The organism is Sphingomonas sp. Leaf28, from assembly GCF_001421685.1.
In the GTDB taxonomy this organism is placed as follows: Bacteria; Pseudomonadota; Alphaproteobacteria; order Sphingomonadales; family Sphingomonadaceae; genus Sphingomonas; species Sphingomonas aurantiaca.
The window spans coordinates 940801-962998 of record NZ_LMKX01000001.1 but is presented as its reverse complement, the minus strand read 5'-3'; the positions used below and the strand labels follow the sequence as shown (position 1 = coordinate 962998).

23 protein-coding genes and 1 tRNA gene are annotated in these 22198 nt (G+C 65.7%); 8 read left to right on the top strand and 16 right to left on the bottom strand.

Going from position 1 to position 22198, the window contains the following annotated elements:
- Positions 1–19 precede the first annotated feature (19 nt).
- A tRNA-Tyr gene (locus ASE79_RS04475) sits at positions 20–105 on the bottom strand.
- A 150-nt stretch (positions 106–255) separates the two neighbouring features.
- On the opposite strand from ASE79_RS04475, the gene rlmB reads away from it, so the two are divergent.
- The gene (gene rlmB, locus ASE79_RS04470; protein WP_056412214.1) at positions 256–999 is read left to right on the top strand and encodes a 23S rRNA (guanosine(2251)-2'-O)-methyltransferase RlmB; all 744 of its coding nucleotides are present in this window, start codon (positions 256–258) and stop codon (positions 997–999) included.
- A 161-nt stretch (positions 1000–1160) separates the two neighbouring features.
- On the opposite strand, the gene ASE79_RS04465 is transcribed toward rlmB, so the two are convergent.
- Positions 1161–1478, bottom strand: a complete 318-nt coding sequence (locus tag ASE79_RS04465; protein WP_056412212.1) for a 2Fe-2S iron-sulfur cluster-binding protein — start codon at positions 1476–1478, stop codon at positions 1161–1163.
- A gap of 60 nt (positions 1479–1538) precedes the next feature.
- Between ASE79_RS04465 and ASE79_RS04460 the strand changes: the two genes are divergently transcribed.
- A complete protein-coding gene (locus ASE79_RS04460) occupies positions 1539–2162 on the top strand; it encodes a DNA-3-methyladenine glycosylase family protein (RefSeq protein WP_056412210.1) in 624 nt (207 codons plus the stop codon).
- A 184-nt stretch (positions 2163–2346) separates the two neighbouring features.
- Positions 2347–3663, top strand: a complete 1317-nt coding sequence (locus ASE79_RS04455) for an Nramp family divalent metal transporter (protein WP_056412202.1) — start codon at positions 2347–2349, stop codon at positions 3661–3663.
- On the opposite strand, the gene ASE79_RS04450 is transcribed toward ASE79_RS04455, so the two are convergent.
- From ASE79_RS04450 to ASE79_RS04435, 4 genes are all read right to left on the bottom strand, one after another.
- Positions 3660–5174: a lipopolysaccharide biosynthesis protein gene (locus ASE79_RS04450; RefSeq protein WP_056412200.1), complete on the bottom strand. Its 1515-nt coding sequence runs from the start codon at positions 5172–5174 to the stop codon at positions 3660–3662. The two genes, ASE79_RS04455 and ASE79_RS04450, sit on opposite strands and share 4 nt — an antisense overlap.
- 118 nt (positions 5175–5292) lie before the next feature.
- Positions 5293–8067, bottom strand: a complete 2775-nt coding sequence (gene polA, locus ASE79_RS04445; protein ID WP_056412197.1) for a DNA polymerase I — start codon at positions 8065–8067, stop codon at positions 5293–5295.
- A 356-nt stretch (positions 8068–8423) separates the two neighbouring features.
- Positions 8424–9380: an isopenicillin N synthase family dioxygenase gene (locus ASE79_RS04440; protein ID WP_056412194.1), complete on the bottom strand. Its 957-nt coding sequence runs from the start codon at positions 9378–9380 to the stop codon at positions 8424–8426.
- 139 nt (positions 9381–9519) lie between these two features.
- Positions 9520–10008 carry a hypothetical protein gene (locus tag ASE79_RS04435; RefSeq protein ID WP_056412192.1) on the bottom strand — a complete coding sequence of 163 codons (489 nt, stop codon included), beginning with the start codon at positions 10006–10008 and terminating at the stop codon, positions 9520–9522.
- Positions 10009–10144: 136 nt separating this feature from the next.
- On the opposite strand from ASE79_RS04435, the gene ASE79_RS04430 reads away from it, so the two are divergent.
- Both ASE79_RS04430 and ASE79_RS04425 read left to right on the top strand, forming a co-directional pair.
- A complete protein-coding gene (locus ASE79_RS04430; RefSeq protein ID WP_056412187.1) occupies positions 10145–11404 on the top strand; it encodes a multidrug effflux MFS transporter in 1260 nt (419 codons plus the stop codon).
- A 79-nt stretch (positions 11405–11483) separates the two neighbouring features.
- Complete coding sequence (locus tag ASE79_RS04425; RefSeq protein WP_056412184.1) at positions 11484–11828, top strand: hypothetical protein; 345 nt, start codon at positions 11484–11486, stop codon at positions 11826–11828.
- A 40-nt stretch (positions 11829–11868) separates the two neighbouring features.
- Here the strand turns inward: ASE79_RS04425 and ASE79_RS04420 are convergent, their stop codons facing one another.
- Positions 11869–12033 carry a hypothetical protein gene (locus ASE79_RS04420; protein ID WP_235516742.1) on the bottom strand — a complete coding sequence of 55 codons (165 nt, stop codon included), beginning with the start codon at positions 12031–12033 and terminating at the stop codon, positions 11869–11871.
- Positions 12034–12371: 338 nt separating this feature from the next.
- Between ASE79_RS04420 and ASE79_RS04415 the strand changes: the two genes are divergently transcribed.
- Together ASE79_RS04415 and ASE79_RS21560 are read left to right on the top strand one after the other, a co-directional pair.
- The gene (locus tag ASE79_RS04415) at positions 12372–13037 is read left to right on the top strand and encodes an outer membrane protein (RefSeq protein WP_056412176.1); all 666 of its coding nucleotides are present in this window, start codon (positions 12372–12374) and stop codon (positions 13035–13037) included.
- Between the two features lie 435 nt (positions 13038–13472).
- Positions 13473–14255 (top strand): thermonuclease family protein, encoded by a 783-nt coding sequence (locus tag ASE79_RS21560; protein WP_235516741.1) that lies wholly within the window; start codon positions 13473–13475, stop codon positions 14253–14255.
- A 22-nt stretch (positions 14256–14277) separates the two neighbouring features.
- On the opposite strand, the gene ASE79_RS04405 is transcribed toward ASE79_RS21560, so the two are convergent.
- From ASE79_RS04405 to ASE79_RS04375, 7 genes are all read right to left on the bottom strand, one after another.
- Positions 14278–14553, bottom strand: coding sequence for a DUF2442 domain-containing protein (locus ASE79_RS04405; RefSeq protein WP_200910306.1), 276 nt, complete (start codon positions 14551–14553; stop codon positions 14278–14280).
- Positions 14534–14836: a DUF4160 domain-containing protein gene (locus ASE79_RS04400; RefSeq protein ID WP_235516740.1), complete on the bottom strand. Its 303-nt coding sequence runs from the start codon at positions 14834–14836 to the stop codon at positions 14534–14536. Before ASE79_RS04400 ends, ASE79_RS04405 begins: the two co-directional genes overlap by 20 nt.
- Positions 14837–14873: 37 nt before the next feature.
- Complete coding sequence (locus ASE79_RS04395; RefSeq protein WP_056412168.1) at positions 14874–15116, bottom strand: DNA-binding protein; 243 nt, start codon at positions 15114–15116, stop codon at positions 14874–14876.
- Positions 15116–15430: a type II toxin-antitoxin system RelE/ParE family toxin gene (locus ASE79_RS04390; RefSeq protein ID WP_056412165.1), complete on the bottom strand. Its 315-nt coding sequence runs from the start codon at positions 15428–15430 to the stop codon at positions 15116–15118. The genes ASE79_RS04395 and ASE79_RS04390 overlap by 1 nt, the downstream gene beginning before the upstream one ends.
- Before the next feature lie 55 nt (positions 15431–15485).
- Complete coding sequence (locus ASE79_RS21220) at positions 15486–15686, bottom strand: hypothetical protein (protein ID WP_056412164.1); 201 nt, start codon at positions 15684–15686, stop codon at positions 15486–15488.
- Between the two features lie 186 nt (positions 15687–15872).
- Entirely contained in the window at positions 15873–16925 is a 1053-nt protein-coding gene (locus ASE79_RS04380; protein WP_056412161.1) for a ribonucleotide-diphosphate reductase subunit beta, read from the bottom strand.
- Between the two features lie 59 nt (positions 16926–16984).
- The gene (locus ASE79_RS04375; RefSeq protein WP_056412158.1) at positions 16985–17188 is read right to left on the bottom strand and encodes a hypothetical protein; all 204 of its coding nucleotides are present in this window, start codon (positions 17186–17188) and stop codon (positions 16985–16987) included.
- A gap of 56 nt (positions 17189–17244) precedes the next feature.
- Here ASE79_RS04375 and ASE79_RS04370 point away from each other — a divergent pair, with 56 nt between their 5' ends.
- Positions 17245–17505 carry a DUF2171 domain-containing protein gene (locus tag ASE79_RS04370; RefSeq protein WP_055881432.1) on the top strand — a complete coding sequence of 87 codons (261 nt, stop codon included), beginning with the start codon at positions 17245–17247 and terminating at the stop codon, positions 17503–17505.
- A 100-nt stretch (positions 17506–17605) separates the two neighbouring features.
- Here the strand turns inward: ASE79_RS04370 and ASE79_RS04365 are convergent, their stop codons facing one another.
- Entirely contained in the window at positions 17606–19504 is a 1899-nt protein-coding gene (locus ASE79_RS04365; protein WP_416354499.1) for a ribonucleoside-diphosphate reductase subunit alpha, read from the bottom strand.
- Positions 19505–20004: 500 nt separating this feature from the next.
- Entirely contained in the window at positions 20005–22110 is a 2106-nt protein-coding gene (locus ASE79_RS04360) for a PAS domain-containing protein (protein WP_056412152.1), read from the bottom strand.
- Positions 22111–22198: the final 88 nt, after the last annotated feature.

Here is a 22198-nt window from a genome sequence, read left to right as displayed (position 1 = left end):
AGACACTACCCGAGGGTAGTGGTGGACAGGGCTGGATTCGAACCAGCGTACGCTTGCACGGGCAGATTTACAGTCTGCTGCCTTTAACCACTCGGCCACCTGTCCAGATGGGCCGCTTATCAAAGCGAGGCGGCTCAATGGCGAAGCGCGCCCTGTGTGTCAACGCAGGTTTTGAGAAGTTTCGCGCTTCGCTGTTGCCGCGGGGGGAGAATGCCGACAAGGACGCCGCATACACAGACACGATCGAGAGCGAATATGGCACGCAAGGGACACAGGCCGAGCAAGGCGCCGGCAGGCCGCCCCCGCTTCTGGGGCAAGCACGCGGTTGGCGCCGCACTGAGCAATCCGGAGCGCACGGTGCGCAAGATCCTCGGTACGCGCGAGGCACTGGCCGGGTTCGATCTGCCCGCCGACGTCCCCGTGACCTATGCCGAGGCGGCCGATCTGGCGCGGCTGGTGCCCGGCGATGCGCCGCATCAGGGCGTGGTGATCGAGGTCGAGCCGCTCGAGGACATGTGGCTCGCCGACCTGCTCGAGCATGGCAAGGACGATACTCGCCCGCTGGTGATCCTCGACGGCGTGACCGATCCGCACAATGTCGGCGCGATCCTGCGCTCGGCGGCGGCGTTCGATGCGCTGGGCATCGTGACGCCGGATCGCAACGCACCACCCGAATCGGGAACGATCGCGCGCGCCGCATCGGGCGCACTTGAGAGCGTGCCGTGGATTCGCGTCGTCAATCTGGCGCGTGCGCTCGAGGAGATTGCAGCGGCCGGGTTCTGGCGGATCGGGCTGACCGGCCACGCGACGCAGACGCTGGGCGAGGCGATGGGCACGCAGCGCATCGCGATCGTGCTCGGCGCCGAGGGCGAGGGCATGCGGCAGAACACCGAGCAGCATTGCGACGAGCTCGCCAAGTTGCCGATCTCGGAGAAGGTCGAGAGCCTCAACGTCTCGAACGCCGCGGCGATCGCGCTCTACGCGGTCACGACGCGGTGACCTGAGCTCCCTCTCCCCCTCGGGGAGAGGGAAGGGGCCCGCCGCGCTTGCGGTGGGAAGGGTGAGGGGTTTGAGGCTCGGGACACCCGTCCCAACGCCCCTCTCCCTTCCGTCGCCTACGGCTCCTCCCTCCCTCTCCCCGGAGGGGCGAGGGACTTGGGTCAGTCCTCCGCGGCGATGCGGACCTTCAGTCCGTCCAGCGCGTCGGTGAGTTCGATCTGGCACGACAGTCGCGATCCCGCATCGCGGTCGCTCGTCGAATCGAGCAGGTCGTCCTCGTCCGGCCCCATCGGCTTCAGTTTGGCCGCAAAGTCCGGGTCGACATGGACGTGGCAGGTGGCGCACGAGCAGCAGCCGCCGCACAACGCCAGGATCTCGTCGATGCCGGCGTCGCGAATGACTTCCATCACCGAAAGCCCCGCTTCGCCCATGATCTCGCGTTCTTCCCCTTCGCGCGTCACGACGATAAGCTTGGGCATGTCATTCTCCGAAAAATCTTCCTCCGTTCATGCCGTTGCACGGCGCCGGGATCAAGCATCATGGGCCTGAACGCTGACCAGCTCAAAACCGCGATGGCCGCGTTGTGCGCGATCGAGCCCGCCTTTGCGGTGGCGGTCGGGAATGCCGGGCACCCGGCGCCGCGGATCAGCGAGCGCGGCTTTGCGACGTTGCTGCGGACCATCGTCGGCCAGCAGGTGAGCGTCGCCTCGGCGCAGGCGGTGTGGACCAAGCTCGATACCGTGGTCGGCGGCGCAGGTGACCCGGAGAAGATCGCCGCCGCCAGCGACGAGACGCTGCGCAGCGCCGGCCTGTCGCGGCAGAAGCTCGGCTATGCGCGCAGTCTCGCCGACGAGGTGACGAGCGGCCGGCTCGATCTGACCAACCTGCCCGAGGACGACGAGGAGGCGATCGCCGCGCTGGTCCGCGTCAAGGGGATCGGCCGCTGGTCGGCGGAGATCTACCTGCTGTTCGCCGAAGGGCGGACCGACATCTGGCCCGCGGGCGACCTGGCGATCCAGATCGAGGTCGGTCGGATCCTCGGTCACGAGACCCGCCCGAGCGAGAAGCTGACGCGCGAGGTGGCGGAGGCGTGGCGCCCGCACCGCGGCGCGGCGGCGATCTTCGCCTGGCATCATTACCAGGCGGACATGAAGGTAATCTGAGGGGAGGTTTCCCCCCACTCCACGTCATCGCAGCGAAAGCTGGGATCTCTCCGTTCGAGCCGCGACGCCCGCCAATCGGGATACCCCAGCTTTCGCTGGGGTGACGGATGGGGGGGCGACTTTGACGGTCCGCCCGGACGCAAGCGCTTGTTACCGCTCGCCCCGTCCGGCAAAGCAGCCCCCGATGTCAGCGCCCAATCTTCCCGCCTCGGACTTCGCCAACTCGCTCGCCGAGAGTCATCGGACCATCGTCATCCCCGAGGGCGCGTCGTTCTGGCGGCGGCTGTTCGCGTTCGTCGGGCCGGGCTACATGGTCGCGGTCGGCTATATGGACCCCGGCAACTGGGCGACCGACATCGCCGGCGGGTCCGCGTTCGGCTATACCCTGCTGTCGGTGGTGCTGCTGTCGAACCTGATGGCGATGGTGCTGCAGGCGCTGTCCGCGCGGCTCGGGATCGTTGCCGGGCTCGATCTCGCCCAGGCCTGCCGCGCGCACTATTCGAAGCCGGTTTCGGTCGCGCTCTGGTTCTTCTGCGAAATCGCGATCATCGCCTGCGATCTGGCCGAAGTACTCGGCACCGCGATCGCGTTGAAGCTGCTGTTCGGGTTCCCGCTGATTTACGGCGTCGCGATCACCGTGCTCGACGTGTTCCTGATCCTTGCGCTGCAACGCTTCGGGTTCCGCAAGCTTGAGGCGTTCGTCGTCGCGCTGCTGGTCATCATCGCCGGCTGCTTCGTGTTCGAACTGTTCCTCGCGCGCCCCGACATGGCGGGCGTGCTGAGCGGGCTGGTGCCGACGACGCAGATCGTCACCAACCCGGCGATGCTCTACATCGCGATCGGCATCCTCGGTGCGACCGTGATGCCGCACAATCTCTACCTCCACTCGTCGATCGTCCAGACGCGCGCGTTCGCGCGGGACGAGGCGGGCAAGCGCGACGCGATCACGATGGCGACGATCGACGGCACGGTCGCGCTGGGGCTCGCCTTCTTCATCAACGCCGCGATCCTGATCCTGGCGGCGGCGACCTTCCATGTCGCGGGGCGCACCGACGTCGCGGAGATCGATCAGGCGTATGAACTGCTCGCGCCGATGCTCGGCATGGGGGCGGCGAGCGTCCTGTTCGCAGTGGCGCTGCTGGCGTCGGGGCAGAACTCGACGGTGACGGGCACGCTCGCGGGGCAGATCGTGATGGAGGGCTTCCTCAACCTGCGCATGCCCGTCTGGGCGCGGCGACTGGTGACCCGGCTGCTCGCGATCGTCCCGGCGGTGTTCGTGATCGGCGCGACGGGCGATTCGGGCGCGACGAAATTGCTGGTGCTGAGCCAGGTCGTGCTCAGCCTCCAGCTGCCGTTCGCGGTCGTGCCGCTCGTCAAGTTCACCGGCGACCGCACTATCATGGGCGATCTGGTGAGCCCGGCCTGGCTGAAGATCCTCGCCTGGGGAATCGCCGCGGTGATCATCGGGCTGAACGCGACGTTGCTGATCGGGATGCTCTAGGCGACGGGCGCACCGGCGTTGGGGAGGCTGGCGTCCTTGGCAGGCTTCTTGGCGAACAGGGCGCGATCTGCCGGCCCGAACGCGTATTTCCACAGGATGTAGAGATAGGTCGCGGCGATCGCGGGCTCGCCGACGGCCAGTTCGACCCATTCGTAGCGCTTGGGGAGCGCGGTGAACCCGGCCCCGACGACGATCGCGGCGAGCGCGGCCCAGACCAGCGGCCAGCGCCACGGCGACACGTTCGCGCCCAGCAGGTGCCCGAGCAGCTTCGACTTGATGATCGACGTCAGCGCCACCGACAGCATCAGCGCGATCGCCGGCCCCGCCGCCTGGTAGTTGACCGGATAACCAAGGCGACGGATCGCGAAGATCAGCGCAAAGCTCAGGCCGATCTGGAAGGCGAGCATCGCCGCCGAGATCATCAGGTTGCGGTGGCGCGCGATATAGACGAGCGCCGATTCGCAGACCGCACCGGTCGAGGCAAGGAATTCGGCTGTCAGCAGGAACGCGAGCGCGGCGGTGCCCGCAACGAATTGCGGGCCGACCACGCCCATCACCGCCTCGCCGGGGATCGAGCCCATCAGCGCGAGACCGCCTTGCGCGGCCATGATCCAGAACGCGACCTGGCGGACCTGGTTGGCGATCGCGGCGCGGTCGTTGATTGCGAGGCTGTGCGTGATGACGGGGCCGAGGATCGGATCGAAGCTGGTCTTGAGCTTCTGCGGGAGGCTCGCGACCTGCTGCGCCATGTAATAGATGCCGACGACCTTCGGCTCGAACATCACGCCGAGGATGAAGCGATCGACGTTGCGGCTGCCCCATTCGAGGATGTCGGCACCGGCAAGCGGCACGTTGGCGCGCGCGAGCGCATAGAGCGGGCGCAGGTGCGGCGACCAGCCGCGCGGCACGCCGTAGCTGCGCAGGAACGGCACGAGGCTGGCGATCAGCGCCGCGGTCATCGACGCGACATAGCTGAGCACGAGCCCGTCGCGGATCGTGAAGTAGGAGAAGGCCCAGGCGGCGATCGAGATCGTCCATGGCTCGACCACCGCGCGCGCGGTCACCGCCGCCTTGACGTTGAGGCGGTAGGCGAGGGCTGCGAGGCTGACGTCCGACCAGGCGATCGCGACGATGATCAGCGGCAGGAACCGGTCGAGCCCGGTGATCGCGCTGTTCGGGTACATGATCTGCGGGAAGGTGCAGAGGACGGCGCTGGCGATGAGCGAGGCGATGAACGCGACTGCCATCGCATCCCACACGACGTTGGCGTGCGGGCGATCCGCGCTGCTGAGCGCCTGCGCGAGACCGCGCTTGAGGCCGAGCGTGGCCAGCAACGCGGCGAGTTCGACGACCACGACCGCGATCGCGAACCGGCCGACCAGGTCGGGACCGTAGATGCGGCCCGCGATGAACAGGAACGGGATCCGCGCGGCGAGGCGGAGGACGAAGCCCGCGATATTGGTGCGACCGCCCTTGGCGAGCGTGTCGATATCCTGCGTGGATTCGGTCACGGGCGGGCGCCGTTGGTACGTCGCGCCGCGGCAAAGCCGCGTCGTCGGTCGGAGCAAGCGCTCCGCCGGCCGCGCTTGTGCAAGTCAGCCGGGCGCGGCCGGCTGCCGCCCTGCGCGATCAATGTGCCGCGCCCCAGCTCAAGCCGGTGCCGATTTCGATACCCAAGGGCACGTCGAGCGTGACCACCGGCGTCGCGGCGTTGGCCATCACGCGTTCGATCACGGGCTTGGCCGCCTCGACATCGCCCTCGGGCAGTTCGAACACGAGTTCGTCGTGGACCTGGAGCAGCATGCGCACGTTCGGCAGCCCGGCTTCGAGCAGCGCAGGGCCCATGCGGACCATCGCACGCTTGATGATGTCCGCGCTCGTCCCCTGGATCGGCGCGTTGATCGCAGCACGCTCGGCGCCCTGGCGTTCGTGCTGGATCTTCGAGCGGATCCGCGGGAAATGCGTTTTCCGCCCGAACAGTGTCGTCGTGAACCCGGTCGCGCGGACGCTCTCGGTGGTGTCGACGATGTAGCTGGAGATGCCGGGGAAGCGATCGAAATAGCGGTCGATCATCGCCTGCGCCTCGTCCGCGGACACATCGAGCCGACCGGCGAGCCCCCAGCGCGAGATGCCGTAGAGGATCGCGAAGTTGATCGTCTTCGCCCGGCCGCGCGTGTCGCGGTTGACCTCGCCGAACAGCTCCTGCGCGGTCAGGCTGTGGATGTCGTCGCCGTTCGCGAACGCCTGCTTCAGCGCGGGGACGTTGGCCATGTGCGCGGCCAGCCGAAGCTCGATCTGCGAGTAATCGGCAGCGAGGATGACGTTGCCGGGCTCGGCGACGAACGCGTCGCGGATCTGGCGGCCGATCTCGGTGCGGATCGGGATGTTCTGCAGGTTGGGATCGGTCGACGACAGCCGCCCGGTCTGCGCGCCGGTCAGCGAATACGACGTGTGGACGCGCCCCGTCGCCGGGTTGATCTGCGCCTGCAACGCATCGGTATAAGTCGATTTCAGCTTCGACAGCTGGCGCCAGTCGAGCACCTTCCGCGCGATCACCGCGCCGGGCGAATCCTTGTCCGCGGCGATCCGCTCGAGCTCGGTGACGTCGGTCGAATAGACGCCGGACTTGCCCTTGCGGCCGCCCTTGATCCCCATCTTCTCGAACAGCACGTCGCCAAGCTGCTTCGGGCTGCCGATCGTGAACGGCGCGCCGGCGAGCGCGTGGATCTCGGTTTCGAGACTCGCCATCTGGCCGGCGAACTCAGTCGACAGTGCCGACAGCTTGGCGGCGTCGACCTTGATCCCGTGCATCTCCATCTGCGCGATGACGGGGACGAGCGGACGGTCGACCATCTCGTAGACGCGGGTCGAGCCCTCGGCAGGCAGGCGGCGCTTGAACCGGCGCCAGAGGCGGAGCGTGACGTCGGCGTCCTCGGCGGCATAGTGGGTCGCGGCCTTGAGGTCGATTTCGTTGAAGCTGCGCTGCGACTTGCCGGTGCCGACCACGTCCTTGAACGCGATGCAGGTGTGCGAGAGATGCGTGGCGGCGAGCTCGTCCATGCCGTGGCCGTGAAGTCCTGCATCGAGATCGAAGCTCATCAGGATCGTGTCGTCGAACGGCGCGATCGTCACGCCGCCGGTCGCCGCATAGGCGCGGGCGAGGACGATCATGTCGTATTTGAGATTATGGCCGATCTTCAGGATGCTCGGATCCTCCAGCAGCGGCTTCATCTTCGCGAGCACGACCGCGCGGTCGATCTGGACCGGGTTTTCCGCGAGCAAATCGGTGCCGCCATGCGCGATAGGTACGTAGCAGGCGAGGTTCGGATGCAGCGCGAGGCTGATTCCGACGAGATCCGCGCGCGTCGCGTCGATCCCGGTCGTTTCGGTGTCGATCGCGATCCAGCCCTGGTGCCGCGCGATCGTGATCCAGCGATCGAGCGCGGCTTCGTCGACCACCGTTTCATAGTCGTCGTGCTTGCAGGGCTCGTCCGCGTCCATGTCCGCCACGACGGGCGACTCGGCGACCGGCGCCTCGGCGACGGCCGACAATTTGGCGATCAGCGACTTGAAGCCGTGATGTTCGAGGAACGCGCGCAAGGGCGCATCGGGGATGCCCTTGAGCTCGAGATCCTCGAGCGGCTCGGGCAGCGCGACGTCGCATTTGAGCGAGACGAGCACCTTCGACAGCCGCGCCATCTCGGCATGCTCGATCAGATTGTCGCGCAGCTTGCTCTTCTTCATGCCGTCGGCAGCGGCCAGCACCGATTCGAGATCACCATGCTCGAGGATCAGCTTGGCGGCGGTCTTGGGGCCGACGCCGGGGACGCCCGGCACGTTGTCGACGCTGTCGCCCATCAGCGCGAGTACGTCGCCGAGCTGCGCGGGGGTGATGCCGAAGAACTTCTCCGCGACATGCTCGGGGCCGAGCCGGCGGTTGTTCATCGTGTCGTACATGTCGAGACCGGGCTCGATCAGCTGCATCAGGTCCTTGTCCGACGAGACGATCGTGACCGACCAGCCCTGCGCCAGCGCCGCCTTCGAATAGCAGGCGATGATGTCGTCCGCCTCGAGACCCTCGGTCTCGATGCACGGCAGCGAGAAAGCGCGCGTGGCGTCACGGATCATCGGGAATTGCGGGATCAGATCGGCGGGGGCGGGGGGCCGCTGCGCCTTGTACTTGTCGTAGAGATCGTTGCGGAAGGTCTTGGACGACTTGTCGAGGATGACCGCCATGTGCGTGGGGCCGTCGGCGGCGTGCACCTCGTCCGCGAGCTTCCACAGCATGGTGGTATAGCCATAGACCGCGCCGACCGGCTCGCCATGCTTGTTGGTGAGCGGCGGCAGCCGGTGATAGGCGCGGAAGATATAGCCGGAGCCGTCGACGAGATAGAGATGGGGCATCGCGCGCGGTCTAGCGGATGCGGGGGCGCGGACCAATGGGCGAAGCGTGGTTGTTGGGTATCAGGTGGGGAGAAAAGCGATGGGGTGTTGGGGGGCTACCGGTCCCGGACGGAGCACCGGCTCTAGCCAAACACCGCCCCTAGCCAAGCACCACCCCGGCGAAGGCCGGGGTCCAGTTGGAAAGGTTGCAGTAACGATGCGTATCGCTTCGTTATCGCCGTCCCCCAACTGGACCCCGGCCTTCGCCGGGGTGGAAACGTAGGTTTTCGGGTTCTCCCGCGAAGGTGGGAGTCCAGGAGTCGCAGGCGATAGTGTATGTGGCTCCTGGGCCCCCGCCTTCGCGGGGGAACAGAAGGTTACTTTTTGATCAGCCCGATCTCGACCAGCCGCTCGTACAGATAATCATGCGCGGTGATCGGGTTCGGGTAGCGGTTCGCATTGTCCGGTGTGATCGTGCCCGGCAGCGTCTGAATCAGGAAATCGGGGGCCGGGTGCAGGAAGAACGGCATCGAATAGCGCGAATGGCCGCGGCGCTCGGGCGGCGGGTTGACGACGCGGTGCGTGGTCGACGGCAGCACGTTGTTCGTCAGTCGCTGGAGCATGTCGCCGACGTTGACGACCATCGCGCCCTCGGGCGGCTTGATCGACAGCCAGCGACCGTTCGCGCGGTCGAGCAGTTCGAGCCCGGCTTCCTCGGCGCCGAGGAGGAGCGTGATGAGGTTGATATCCTCATGCGCGCCGGCGCGGACGCCTTCGGCATCGGCGGGGATCGGCGGGTAGTGGAGCAGGCGCAGGATGCTGTTGCCGTCCTTGACCGCGGGATCGAACCAGTCGGGCTTCAGCTTCAGGTGGCGCGCGATCGCCGACAGCAGCTTGTCGCCCGCGCGGTCGAACGCGGCGAACAGCTCGAGGAACACCGGCTTGAACCCCTCGGGCCGCGTCGGCCAGACGTTCGGCGCCATCGTGTCCGCATAGCGATGACCCTCGGGCAGCTCGCGACCGACGTGCCAGAACTCCTTGAGGTCGACGACCTTGGCGTCCTTGGCGATCTCGGTCTTGAACGGCGTGTAGCCGCGCGCACCGCCGCCGCCGGCGATGTGATAGCCGCGCTTCTCGTCCTCGGGCAGGTCGAACAGCAGCTTGGTTTCGGCCCAGGCGCGCTCGATCAGGTCGGCGGGGATGCCGTGATCGGCGACGATCGCAAAGCCGAACCGTTCGAACGATTCGCCGAACGCGGCGGCAAAGCCATCGGGGTCGGTGTCCTGCGTGGCGAGGCTGAGCGTCGGGACCTGGGCGGCGGGCGTGTCGAGCATGGGGTGCGTGTCCGGATTGGTGGCCGTCCGATATAGGCGCTCGGGGAAGCCGTGCCAAATTCTAGGGTTAGGGCGAACCGAGATTTCGACCGCCCCCCTGGTTTGAAGGGCAGGGATGTCAGGGCCGCGCTATTTTGCGTCAGCCGCTGATGACGATCGTGCCCGTCGCCTTGTCCGCGCCGTCGGGGGCGAGTTCGAGGCGGAAGGGTTTGTTCTCGTCGGTCGTGCCGATCAGGTTCGGGCCGTCCGCATGGACCTGGTAGCCGACCTTGCCGAGACGCTGTGCGAACCAGTCGCGGACGATCGCCGGGGTGGCGGGAGCCGCAAACGCGACGCGGAGCCCGCCGGTCTTGTCGTCGCCGACGATGTTCAGCGTCTTGATCGACGACCCCGGATACAGCCGCACGCCGTTCAGGTCGAAATCGCCGGCATTGATCTTGATCTTCGGCAGCTTCACCGAGCCCTGGAAGCCGGGGACGTTGATCTTCATCTCGCCCGTCTCGCCGTTGATCGCGCCAAGGACATTGCCGCCATCGGCGTTGATCGACACCGATGCGTCCTCGTTCGAGCGGTCGCAGGCGGACAGCGCGAGCAGGCCGGCGGTGGCAAGCAGAAGGGGGCGGAACATGGCGGTCTCCCAAGTGTGTTGCGATCGCAATACAGATAGGGCGCACCGCCCGATCCCGCAATCGGGCATGCCCGGCACGGATTGCGCCGGTTGACGGGTTCCGCAAGACAGCCCGAGCGGGTAAGGCGCTGGCATCATGCAGACCCAGGACCCCCAATCCGACGCGCCGGCGATGCGTGGCGCGCCGATCGGCTTCGTCGAGTTCGTCGCGCTCGTCGCGTCGCTGATGTCGCTGACCGCACTCGGAATCGACTCGATGCTCCCCGCGCTCCCGGCGATCGGCGACTCGCTCGGCGTCGCGTCGGAGAACGGCCGACAGTTCGTCGTGACCGCGTTCATCATCGGCTTCGGCGTCGCGCAGCTCGTCCATGGCCCGCTTGCGGATCGGTTCGGGCGGCGGACCGTGCTGCTCTGGTCGCTGGCGCTCTACATCGTCGCGAACGTGGCGTGCGCCACTGCGGGAAGCTTCACGCTGTTGCTGGCGGCGCGGGTGTTCGGCGGCGCGGTGATCGCAGCGGCGCGGGTGGCGACGATCGCGCTGGTGCGCGATTGCTATCACGGGCGGGCGATGGCGCGGGTCATGTCGATCGCGTTCATGGTGTTCATGATCGTGCCGATCCTGGCGCCGACGTTCGGCTGGACGGTGCTGCAGTTCGGCGACTGGCGCGCGATCTTCTGGACCGTCGCGGTGCTGACGCTGGGCGTGCTCGTCTGGTTCTATCTGCGGATGCCCGAGACTCTGGCGCCCGAGAACGTCCTGCCGATCACGCCGAGCCGGATCTTCAGCGACTGGCGGCAGACGCTGGGCGACCGCAATTCGCTCGGCTACACGCTCGCCTCGACCGCGCTGATGGGCGCGCTGTACGGCTATCTCAATTCGATCCAGCAGGTCATGGCGGACGTGTTTCACAAGCCCGGCCTGCTCGCGCTGATCTTCGCGACGACGTCGGTGACGATGGCGGCGTGCAACCTGCTCAACTCGCGGATCGTCATGCGGCTGGGGACCCGGCTGATCAGCCATGGCGCGCTGTCGGTGCTGATCCTGGTGTCGCTGGTCCATCTGTTCGCGATCGAGATCGGGTTCGAGACTCTGGTGAGCTTTGCGATCTTCCAGGCGCTGACGCTGGGCTGTTTCGGGCTGGCGACGTCGAACTTTTCGGCGATGGCGATGGAGAATATGGGGCGGATCGCTGGTACCGCATCGAGCGTGCAGGGGTTCCTGAGCGTCACCGTGGGCGCGGTCATCGGCGCGGTGATCGGGCAGGCGTTCGACGGGACCACCGTGCCGCTGGTCGCAGGCTTTCTGATCGCCGGGATCGCCGCGCTGGTTGCCATCCTCGTCACCGAGCGCGGGCGGTTGTTCCGGCCCGCATCCACGGCGCCGACGCGCGCTTGAAGGAACCACCGCGCACGTCCACCGTTCGCATCGGGTAAGCCCGCACCGTGCGGGCGTCCTGGAACGAGGGAGTGTGACCATGGGCGGACATCAGGTGCCGAGTGCCGGATCGGGCGACGACGGTTATGACGAAGAAGGCTATGACGAGAGCCAGCGCGCCGAGATCCTCGAGGCCACGCGCAACGGGCCGAGCGACGGCGTCATCCTGACCGACCTCGATCCCGACCTGGGCGAGGACGACACGGACGACGAGTCGATCGACGAAACCGCGATGGACTCCGAAGAGGTCGGCGAGACCGATTCCTCGGTCACGATGGACGAGGACGACATGGACGAGGACGACGTCCAGGACGAACTCGATGACGGCAGCATCGACGAGGACGAGGATCTCAAGGACGCCGACGACGTCGCGCTGAAGCCCTGAACCCCGAACGATCCGCGACGCGCTCAGGCTGAGTGCGTCGCTATTCCCCCGCGTTCGCGAGCACCACGAGGTCGCGGGGATCAAACGCAGCGCCGGTCGCATCGGTGGGCTGCGCGGCCGTCCGGCCCGACACCGTCTTGGGCTGCGATTCCGGCGCATCGCTGGCGACGTCATACGCGGTCCACAGGATCCCCGCGGACCACAACAACGCTGCCCAGCGGCTGCGGAAAAGCCTCGAAAATCCCATTCATGCTGCATTGCACACGGGATATCACCGGCGTGTGAAGCGACAGCGTTAACGGCGGCACAGGCTGATTTTTGCCACTTTTCCGCTGTCTTTTGACCCGGTTCCGGGTGCCGGCGCCATAGTTCGTTCATCAAAGCGACAGGAACCGTTGCTGTAACGCAACACTCGGGAAGAGTTCCCCGATTGTGACGTTTTTTGTGCAACCTTGTGCCCGCCGGCCTGTTTCGACTTGCCTGGACCAACCGGCGCACCGTGCAGTCGGGGATCCACGCAACACTCGAGATAAGGTCACACGCATGCGTAAGCTTTCCCTGGCAATCGCCCTCGCCGCCGCAACGGTCGCAGTTCCCGCCTTCGCGCAGGACATGTCGGCACCGGCCCCCACCGACAACAGCGCGCAGCCCGGCGAAGCAGCAGCGCCCGACGGCTCGAAGGCTTTCGGCATCGAGCCGTATTTCGGCGTGATGGGCGGCTGGGAGCAGTTCGACAACGAGCGTGGCCATGGCATCCCGCAGGCGCTGAACGCTGACAACTCGCTCCGTCGCGGCTACAAGCCCTCGGGCTCGCTGGTCCAGGGCGTGCTCGGCGTGAACGTGCCGCTCGGCCCGGTCTTCGTCGGCGCAGAAGGCAACGTGATCAAGGGCATCGATGGCAACATCGATTGGGAATATGGCGCAGCAGGCCGTTTCGGCTTCCGCGCTGGCGACAGCGGCCTGTTCTACGGCAAGGTCGGCTACCAGTGGGTCAACTTCGACCACTTCTCGGCACGCTCGACCAACGGTGGCAACACCGGTCGTGACTACAGCGCGATCACCTACGGCATCGGCGCAGAAGTCGGTCCGCAGAGCATTGGCCTGAAGGGCATCACCGGCAACGCAGGCTTCCGCATCCGCGCCGAGGTCAACACCTTCGGCGACGCGCAGAGCTTCCGTCCGATGCTCGGCATCATCACGCACTTCTAAGCCCTTGCCTCGCAAGAGGGAATTGCTGAACGCGTGACGGGGGCGGGGAGTGGCTAGGGCCATTTCCCGCCCTTCGTGCGTCTGGCGTCCACGGTGTTGCGAGCGAGTGAAGTATAGAAAGTAGAGACGCTGGCACGACGTTCGTCGGAGCATGTGCGTGGCGCCGGTCCGGACCGGATGTGCGCTGGTTGTGCCGTGTCGTGCCATGCGTCGACGTGAGCATGGCAACCTCGTGTAGGACACCGAAATCCCGGGCATTTCGGGGCAGCGCACGGCTTGGCGCTGACCATTCGGCCCGCCGATGCGGTCCGTGCGATGTTCACGATGCGTTCGCCTCATTTCTGACTCCGCCTGGCGCAAGTCGAACGGTCGGACAGGTGACATCCTCGCGCGCGCGCGTACGCGCGGGGGACGATGGAGTATGTCTTTGATTTCATGCGGTTGCTGAGCGGCGATCGCGCAGGCGCCACGCGTCGCGGCGGGTCGGGCCGCACGGCCGCGCCCGGTGTCCTGCTACAGCTCCGCCTGGTGTTCTACGGCGTGCTGATCGGGCTGATGATGCCCGTCATCCGCCAGATCGACTGGTCGGCGCTGGTGCCGCCGGGGCTGAAGATCGAATGGCCGACCGGATTCGGGATCGCCTGGCCTGCCGGGCACCTGCGCGTCCCCGGCGGCTGGAGCAAGGCGGCGGACGCGGCCGCGGCGGGGGCTAAGGCGGACGCATCGTCGGCCGCTGCTGCCGCTGCCGGGGCTGCCACCACCGCCACGGGCGCGCTCGCCACCGCGGCGGGCGTCGCGAGCGCGGCGTCGACCGCGGCCGCGCTCGCCTCGGCGCTGTCGGGCAGCAAGCCCGTATCGACGCGCTTCACGATCTGCGGCCATGCCAAGCGGATCGACTGCATGGTCGACGGCGACACATTCTGGATGGCAGGCACCAAGATCCGCATCGCCGACATCGATACGCCCGAGACGCACCCGCCGCGCTGCGCCCGCGAAGCACGGCTCGGGCAGGCCGCGACGGTGAAGATGCAGGCGCTGCTCAACGCCGGCCCGTTCACGCTGGTCCCGATCAAGCGCGACGTCGACCGCTACGGCCGCAAACTCCGCCTCGTCGAGCGCGATGGCAAGTCGCTGGGCGCGGAACTCGTCCGCCACGGCCTTGCGCGGAACTATGGCGGCGGAAAGCGCTCGCCTTGGTGTGGGTGGGGCAGGGCGTAACGTGCGCCTGGCGATTGCGGCTTCAGGCAGCGTGGCGGATCAATGCCCCGACGCTGTTCAGCTTTTGATGCAAGGCGTCTGCCGATAATTCGAAACCGTTAGGCCAGGCGAGTGCGCCGCCCTCGATGAAGGCGCGCGCGAAATAGGCCGGATCGGTCAGGGGGCGCGTCATCACGGTATCGCGAGCGATAAGGCTGGCAGCCGACCACTGCGCTGCCGCCCCGTCCGAAAACATGAGTTCAAGCGTGTCACGCCCCGTGACCGTGAGGCGGATGAGCTTAATCATCGAGGTCTGCACCGGCGATCATCTCCAGCGGCAACAGGTCAACGCCGCGTTGCCAGTTTGCCATGAGTTCGGGTGTGTGGTCGAGGGCCCATTGCTGGACGATCCGTTCCGCCTTGCGGGGCAGGCTGCCACGGATGATCTTGCCGTCCGCGATCCGCACAAAGGCTTCGAAGCCCTGATAGCTCGCATGGAAATGCGGGGGCGGATGATCGTCGAAGTACATCCGGATCACGATGCCGAAGAAGAGCGAGATTACCGGCATCGAGACCGCATGCCGAGTTTCGAGGCGTGCCAAAGTCCGCCTCGTTTCAGGTTATGCGCTGAGGTTCGGATCACGCCGCCTTGGCGGTCAGTTCGAGGCCGAGCGCCTTGAGTGTCCGAATGACCGAGTCTAGTCCGATATCGGGCGTTGGCGCGAGTGGGACGGCGATACCGCGGACCTTCGCTACGTCGGACAACGCCGCGGCGATCAACGAGGGATCGCCGTGCTCGAAGACTGCCTCGAGATAGGCGAGGATCGCGGCGTCGCTGTCGAGGTGGTCGGTGGCGTTCCAGCCGGTCGTTTCAACGGGCATCAATCGGACTCCCAAGCCCTGGCGATGTCGCGGGCTTGCTGAATATCCGCGCTCTGCCGGAATTTGTCACCTCCCGTCAGCAGGAGAACCAGTGAGGGGGCCCGGTGCGCGATATAGATGGGATAACCTGGACCATAGTCGATGCGAAGTTCGCTGATGCCGCCGCCTAGCGATTTGACGTCGCCGAACTGGCCGAGTGACACGCGGCGGATGCGGGCCGTGATTCGAGCCCTTGCGCGGATGTCGCGGAGATTTGCGAACCAGCGCATGAAAATTGCGGTCTGGCGGATTTCGATAGGGAGCGGTTTGCCCATGAGTTACCGGTCCCGCCGATATGTTCGGCCGCAGGGACCGCGATAGCGACGGCGATCAGCTAGTATGGCATGCGGTCGAGCAAGTTTTGCAGCCGTTCGACTGCGAATAGGTTTTCTTGGCCTCGGTCACGGCCGGCGAGCATGACGTGTAATCACCAAGATATTTCTTGTCGTTCGGAAGGTAGCGACATGATGCCTCATGGACTTCATGGTCGCCGTTCGCTTGCGCGTTCTTGTTCACATAGTAGCTTGCCATGGTTTTTCCCTGTTAACGATAAACCCCGTAACAGATCCACAGCGGGTCAAAGAATGAACATGGTCGGTATTGGACTGAGCGTCATGGGCAAAGCCCATGCCGTCGGCCGGCGCTCTTAGCGCCGCCGGCCGGTCGCGCCGCCGGGAGCGGGAGTTAGCTTGACGCTAACTCCGCGCGCGGTGCGACTTACTCAGCAGCAACCGAGTCGCTGAACATGTCGCGCACTTCGCTCATGTCCAGATTCGCCGCCGGGCCCTTCTTCGCGGTCTGGCGCTTGTCGAACGAGTCCCAGACGTCGTTCCACTGGCCCTTGGTCGCGGCCTTCGAATATTCGGTGGCGCGCTGTTCGAAGAAGTTGGCGTGCTCGACGCCGTTGAGCATCGGGGCGAGCCACGGCAGCGGGTGCTCGTCGATCATGTAGATCGGCTTGAGACCGAGCTGAGTCATGCGCCAGTCGGCGATGAAGCGGATATACTTCTTGATCTCCTTGGGGGTCATGCCGTTGACCGGGCCCATCTCGAAGGCGAGATCGATGAAATTGTCCTCGAGGCGGATCGTCGTCTGGCAGACGTCGGCGATGTCGTCCTTGACCGCCTTGGTCAGGCACTGGCGCTCCTGACAGAAGGTGTGGAACATCTTGATGATGCCCTCGCAGTGCAAGGACTCATCGCGGATCGACCAGGTGACGATCTGGCCCATGCCCTTCATCTTGTTGAAGCGCGGGAAGTTCATCAGCATCGCGAACGACGCGAACAGCTGGACGCCCTCGGTGAAGCCGCCGAACATGGCGAGCGTGCGCGCGATGTCCTGGTCGTTCTCGACGCCGAAATTCTGCATGTAATCATGCTTTTCCTTCATCTCGGCATATTCGAGGAAGGCGCCATACTCGCTCTCGGGCATGCCGATGGTGTCGAGCAGATGGCTGTAGGCGGCGATGTGGACCGTCTCCATGTTGCTGAACGAGGTCAGCATCATCTTGATCTCGGTCGGCTTGAACACGCGGCCATACTTCTCGTGGTAGCAATCCTGCACCTCGACATCGGCCTGCGTGAAGAAGCGGAAGATCTGCGTGAGCAGGTTGCGCTCGTGATCGCTGAGCTTCTGCGCCCAGTCGCGGCAATCCTCGCCCAGGGGCACTTCCTCGGGGAGCCAGTGGAGCTGCTGCTGGCGCTTCCAGAATTCGAACGCCCAGGGGTATTCGAACGGCTTGTACTGCTTGGAGGCGTGAAGGAGGGACATGGGGTAAGCCTTTCGGGAAATCTGTCGTAAACTGGGGAAACTGGTGGGTTAGCGGTGCGTCATATCTGCGTGCTCCATCGCCACATCGCGGCGGCGGACATGGCGAGCACGATCGCGCCCGAGGTGAGCATGATGCCGATCATCCTGAACGCATAAGTCTGCGGTTCGGTGATCGTCGGCGAGCGCAGCCGCAAAAGAAGCGCGGTGCCGACGATTCCGAGCACGGCCGCGACCGCGAACATGATAGCTGAACCATACGTCATGCGACCAACTCGCGCGGCGCGCGTTCAGCACCCGTATTCAACACAGGAGAACGACCATGGTCGATGCAACCCAGATTCAGGAACATGCCGAAGTCATCGGTGCGGACGGCGTCCATGTCGGCACCGTCGACAAGGTCGAAGGCAACCGCATCAAGCTGACCAAGAAGGACTCGGGCGCGCAGGTCAACGAGGGCACGGGCAGCCATGAAGGGCATCATCACTTCATCTCGCTCGGGCTGGTTGCGGATATCGAGGACGGCAAGGTCCGCCTTTCGGCCAACGCCGACGTGGCGGTGACGTTCGAAGAAGAGGCCTGAGCCGCGGGCGGTACGCGTAACGCGTGCCGCCGAGCCTGCTTGAACCCCGGTCCGCGCCATGCGGGCCGGGGTTTTTTGCGTCAGGCCGCAGCGAAGGGCCTTACTGACAGGCAAGGCACTCATCGTAATCCTTCGATTCCACGTCGATCTGACGCAGGTCGATGGTGTTGTCCGCCTCGACCCCGCCCGCGAACCCGGCGCGCTGCACCGACTTCGAGCGCAGGTAATAGAGCGACTTGATGCCGAGCTCCCACGCGCGGAAGTGGAGCATCAGCAGGTCCCACTTTTCCACGTCGGCCGGGATGAACAGGTTCAGCGACTGCGCCTGGTCGATATAGGGCGTGCGATCCGCGGCGAGCTCGAGCAGCCAGCGCTGGTCGATCTCGAACGAGGTCTTGTAGCAGTCCTTTTCCTCGACCGAGAGGAAGTCGAGATGCTGGACAGACCCACCCTGTTCGAGGATCGAGTTCCACACCGCATCCGAGTTCTTCGACTTCTCGGCGAGCATCTTCTCGAGATACGGGTTCTTGATCGAGAAGCTGCCCGAGAGCGTCTTGTGCGTGTAGATGTTCGCGGGGATCGGCTCGATGCATGCCGACGTGCCGCCGCAGATGATGCTGATCGATGCGGTCGGGGCGATCGCCATCTTGCAGCTGAACCGCTCCATCGCGCCGACATCGGCGGCGTCGGGGCAGGGGCCGCGCTCGATCGCGAGTTGCATCGAGGCTTCGTTCGCCTGGCTGCTGATGTGCTTGAACATCCGCAGGTTCCACGACTTCGCCATCGCGCCCTCGAACGGGATGCCGCGCGCCTGGAGGAAGCTGTGGAAGCCCATGACGCCGAGGCCGACAGAACGCTCGCGGCCCGCCGAATAAGCGGCGCGCTCCATGCCGGGCTCGTGACGGTCGATATAGTCCTGCAGGACGTTGTCGAGGAAGCGCATGACGTCCTCGATCAGGCCCTTCTCGTCCTTCCACTGATCCCAGGTTTCGAGGTTCAGCGAGGACAGGCAGCAGACCGCGGTCCGCTCGTTGCCGAGGTGATCCTTGCCGGTCGGCAGCGTGATCTCCGAGCACAGGTTCGAGGTCGAGACCTTGAGGCCAAGCTCGCGGTGATGCTTCGGCATCGCCTTGTTCACGTGGTCGGCGAAGACGATGTACGGCTCGCCGGTCTGGAGGCGGGTCTCGACGAGTTTCTGGAACAGCGAGCGCGCGTCGACGGTGGCGCGGATCGCCTGGTCCTTCGGGCTGCGCAGATGCCATTCCTCGCCATTGCGCACGGCTTCCATGAAGTCGTCGGTGATCAGCACGCCGTGGTGCAGGTTGAGCGCCTTGCGGTTGAAATCGCCCGAGGGTTTGCGGATTTCGAGGAATTCCTCGATCTCGGGGTGCGAGACGTCGAGATACACGGCGGCCGACCCGCGGCGCAGCGAGCCCTGGCTGATCGCGAGCGTCAGCGAATCCATGACGCGGACGAACGGGATGATGCCGCTGGTCTTGCCGTTCAGGCCGACCGGCTCGCCGATGCCGCGGACGTTGCCCCAATAGGTGCCGATGCCGCCGCCGCGCGAGGCGAGCCAGACATTCTCGTTCCAGGTGTCGACGATGCCGCCGAGGCTGTCGGGGACCGAGTTGAGATAGCAGGAGATCGGCAGGCCGCGGCCGGTGCCGCCGTTCGACAGAACGGGGGTGGCGGGCATGAACCAGAGCTTCGAGATCGCGTCGTAGAGGCGCTGCGCGTGGCCGGCGTCATCCGCGTACGCCGACGCGACGCGGACGAACAGGTCCTGGTAGCTCTCGCCCGGGAGCAGATAGCGGTCCTTGAGCGTGTCCTTGCCGAACTCGGTCAGCAGCGCGTCGCGGCTGTGATCGACCTCGACCGGGTAGATCTGCGCGCGCACGGAGTGGCTGTCCTGCGCCTGGCGCGGCGCCTTGGGGGCCCCCGTTTCGCTGGCTGCTGCAGGCGTTTCGGTGGTCTGTTCGATCGTATCTGTGGTCATGTCGCTATCCCGGCTGCTGTTTCTGAAATCCATCGAAACCGCTCCTAGTGTTCTGTATTCGTTCGAATCGGTCGCCTGTCGCCATGCTACCATCGGACGGGCCCAAACGGGAGAACAAAAAGTGACCATCGCGGCGGTGGAAGGCGCGCTTACGGTCAAATCGCATAGGGCTATGCAAGGGTTGTTCTACCAGCGATTGGGTTCGCCCCCGAACGCAACCCCAAGAGATTGTGCCAAACCGCGAAGAGACGCAAGGGGGTGAGGGGGTGGTTCGAGGCTCGGTTCGTCGCGTTCGGCTGAGCACTGGCCGACCGGCATATTCGCGACGCGTGGAGTTCTGCGGGGTTCGCGATGTGCAAGGGGACGAAGCGGGAACGAAGAATTATTTCGGGCTGGGAAGTGGCAAATGTTTCTTCGCGAACGGCAACGTTGCGACGGCCACCAGATCTAGGGGTCGGCTGTCTCGTTTCGGTGCGATCCTCGCCGCCCTGGCCTGCGGCTCAGCCCTCGATGATCGTGCGGATCTGCGTGGCGAGCGCTTCCATCGCGAAGGGCTTGGTGATCATCGACATGCCCGGCTCGAGAAAGCCCGACGCCAGCGCCGCATTTTCCGCATAGCCGGTCATGAACAGCACGCGCAGCCCGGGACGCATCATCCGGCCGGCATCGGCGACCTGGCGGCCGTTGAGCCCGGGCAGGCCGATGTCGGTGACGAGCAGATCGATCCTCTCCATCGTCCGCAAGCAGTCGAGCCCGGCCGGGCCGTCATGCGCCTCGACCGCCTGATAGCCGAGTTCGCCGAGCACCTCGACGATCAGCGCGCGGACGACCGCGTCGTCCTCAACCACCAGCACGATCTCGCCCGCGTTGGTGGCATGGTCCTGAGTCAGCCCGGGGAGTGCCTCGCCCTGCTCCGCCTCGCCATAATGACGGGGGAGATAGAGCTTGATCGTCGTGCCGTGGCCGACCTCGCTGTAGATCCTGGCATAGCCCTCCGACTGGCGCGCGAAGCCATAGATCATCGAGAGGCCTAGACCCGTCCCCTGGCCGATCGGCTTGGTCGTGAAGAACGGCTCGAACGCCTTGGCGATCGTGTCTGCGGACATCCCGGTGCCGGTGTCGGAGACGCAGATGCAGACATAATGCCCCGGCCGGACGTCGCGCTGGCTGGCGGCGAAATGGTCGTCGAGCAGCGCGTTGCGGGTCTCGATCGTCAGCACGCCGCCATCGGGCATCGCATCGCGCGCGTTGATGACCAGGTTGAGCAGCGAGTTTTCGAGCTGGTTGGGGTCGCATAGCGTCGTCCATAGCCCCTCCGCGAGCACCGTCTCGAACGCGATCTGCTCGCCGGTGGTGCGGCGGAGCAGGTCTTCGAGCGAGGCAATCAGCGCGTTGGCCTGGACCGGGCGCGGATCGAGCGGCTGGCGGCGCGAGAAGGCGAGCAGGCGGTGGGTCAGCGACGCCGCACGGTTGGCGGCGGTGGTCGCGCCGGTGATGAAGCGATCGAGTTCGTCGATCCGCCCCTGCGCGACGCGGCGCTGGACGATCTCGAGGCTGCCGGTGATGCCTTGCAGCAGATTGTTGAAATCATGCGCGATGCCGCCGGTGAGCTGGCCGACCGCCTCCATCTTCTGCGCCTGGCGCAGCGCCTCCTGCGCCTCGATCAGTTCTTGCGTACGGTCGCGGACTCGCTGTTCGAGATCGGCATTGAGCGACTGCAGATCCCGTTCGAGCCGCTTGCGGTCGGTAACGTCCGCGCCCTCGACGAAGACGCCGACGACCGCACCGATCGCATCGCGGATCGGCTGGTAGACGAAATCGACATAGCGATCGTTGATCGGCCCGCCGGGTTCGGCCTGGACGGCATAGAGCATGCCCGTCGCGGTAAACGCGACGCCGCTGGTGAACACTCCGTCGAGCAGATCGAGGAAACCCTGTTCGACCGCGTCGGGCAGTGTCTCGGCGACAGTGCGGCCCAGCACGTCGCGGTGGCCGATCAGCTTGTCATAGCCGGGGTTGGTCAGTTCGAAGCGGTGCTCGGCGCCGCGCAGCATCGCCATGAAGGTCGGCGCCTGCGCAAACATCTGGCCCATCCGCTCGCGTTCGTCGCGCAGCGCGCGTTCGGTCTGGACCCGCTCGGTGCTTTCATAGGTCGAGCAGAACATGCCCGCGATCGCGCCGCTGTCGTCGCGGAGGGGCGAGTAGGAGAAGGTGAACCAGGCCTGCTCGTCATAGCCCTTGCGGTTGGTGACGAGCGGCAGATTCTCGAAGAACGACGCGTCTCCGCCAAGCGCCTTGTCGACCAGCGGGCTGATATCGCTCCAGACGTCCGCCCAGACATCCGCAAACGGCCGGCCAAGCGCGGCGGGATGCTTGTCGTGCATGATCCGTGCGTAATGGTCGTTGTAGAGGAAGCCGAGCTCGTCCCCCCAGGCAAGGCACATCGCGAACTCGGACGCGAGCATCAGCGAGACGATCGAGCGCAGCGACTGCGACCAGCCCGCGATCGGGCCGAGCGGCGAGGACGACCAGTCATGCGCGCGGATCATTGCGGCCATCTCGCCGCCGCCGGTCAGGAAATCGGCCTGGGCCGTCTGTGAAGTCATCTCAAGATCCTGCCGGGTCGCACACCGGGTCGAATTTTACGTCGACGGCCGTTCGATAAGGGCCTGCGCCTGGTGATTCCACCATTTT

Coding starts and splice junctions, on each gene's coding strand:
- rlmB (WP_056412214.1), top strand. CDS start 256: ATGGCACGCAAGGGACACAGGCCGAGCAAGGCGCCGGCAGGCCGCCCC.
- ASE79_RS04465 (WP_056412212.1), bottom strand. CDS start 1,478: ATGCCCAAGCTTATCGTCGTGACGCGCGAAGGGGAAGAACGCGAGATC.
- ASE79_RS04460 (WP_056412210.1), top strand. CDS start 1,539: ATGGGCCTGAACGCTGACCAGCTCAAAACCGCGATGGCCGCGTTGTGC.
- ASE79_RS04455 (WP_056412202.1), top strand. CDS start 2,347: ATGTCAGCGCCCAATCTTCCCGCCTCGGACTTCGCCAACTCGCTCGCC.
- polA (WP_056412197.1), bottom strand. CDS start 8,067: ATGCCCCATCTCTATCTCGTCGACGGCTCCGGCTATATCTTCCGCGCC.
- ASE79_RS04440 (WP_056412194.1), bottom strand. CDS start 9,380: ATGCTCGACACGCCCGCCGCCCAGGTCCCGACGCTCAGCCTCGCCACG.
- ASE79_RS04435 (WP_056412192.1), bottom strand. CDS start 10,008: ATGTTCCGCCCCCTTCTGCTTGCCACCGCCGGCCTGCTCGCGCTGTCC.
- ASE79_RS04430 (WP_056412187.1), top strand. CDS start 10,145: ATGCAGACCCAGGACCCCCAATCCGACGCGCCGGCGATGCGTGGCGCG.
- ASE79_RS04425 (WP_056412184.1), top strand. CDS start 11,484: ATGGGCGGACATCAGGTGCCGAGTGCCGGATCGGGCGACGACGGTTAT.
- ASE79_RS04415 (WP_056412176.1), top strand. CDS start 12,372: ATGCGTAAGCTTTCCCTGGCAATCGCCCTCGCCGCCGCAACGGTCGCA.
- ASE79_RS21560 (WP_235516741.1), top strand. CDS start 13,473: ATGCGGTTGCTGAGCGGCGATCGCGCAGGCGCCACGCGTCGCGGCGGG.
- ASE79_RS04395 (WP_056412168.1), bottom strand. CDS start 15,116: ATGCCCGTTGAAACGACCGGCTGGAACGCCACCGACCACCTCGACAGC.
- ASE79_RS04390 (WP_056412165.1), bottom strand. CDS start 15,430: ATGGGCAAACCGCTCCCTATCGAAATCCGCCAGACCGCAATTTTCATG.
- ASE79_RS21220 (WP_056412164.1), bottom strand. CDS start 15,686: ATGGCAAGCTACTATGTGAACAAGAACGCGCAAGCGAACGGCGACCAT.
- ASE79_RS04380 (WP_056412161.1), bottom strand. CDS start 16,925: ATGTCCCTCCTTCACGCCTCCAAGCAGTACAAGCCGTTCGAATACCCC.
- ASE79_RS04375 (WP_056412158.1), bottom strand. CDS start 17,188: ATGACGTATGGTTCAGCTATCATGTTCGCGGTCGCGGCCGTGCTCGGA.
- ASE79_RS04370 (WP_055881432.1), top strand. CDS start 17,245: ATGGTCGATGCAACCCAGATTCAGGAACATGCCGAAGTCATCGGTGCG.
- ASE79_RS04365 (WP_416354499.1), bottom strand. CDS start 19,504: ATGACCACAGATACGATCGAACAGACCACCGAAACGCCTGCAGCAGCC.
- ASE79_RS04360 (WP_056412152.1), bottom strand. CDS start 22,110: ATGACTTCACAGACGGCCCAGGCCGATTTCCTGACCGGCGGCGGCGAG.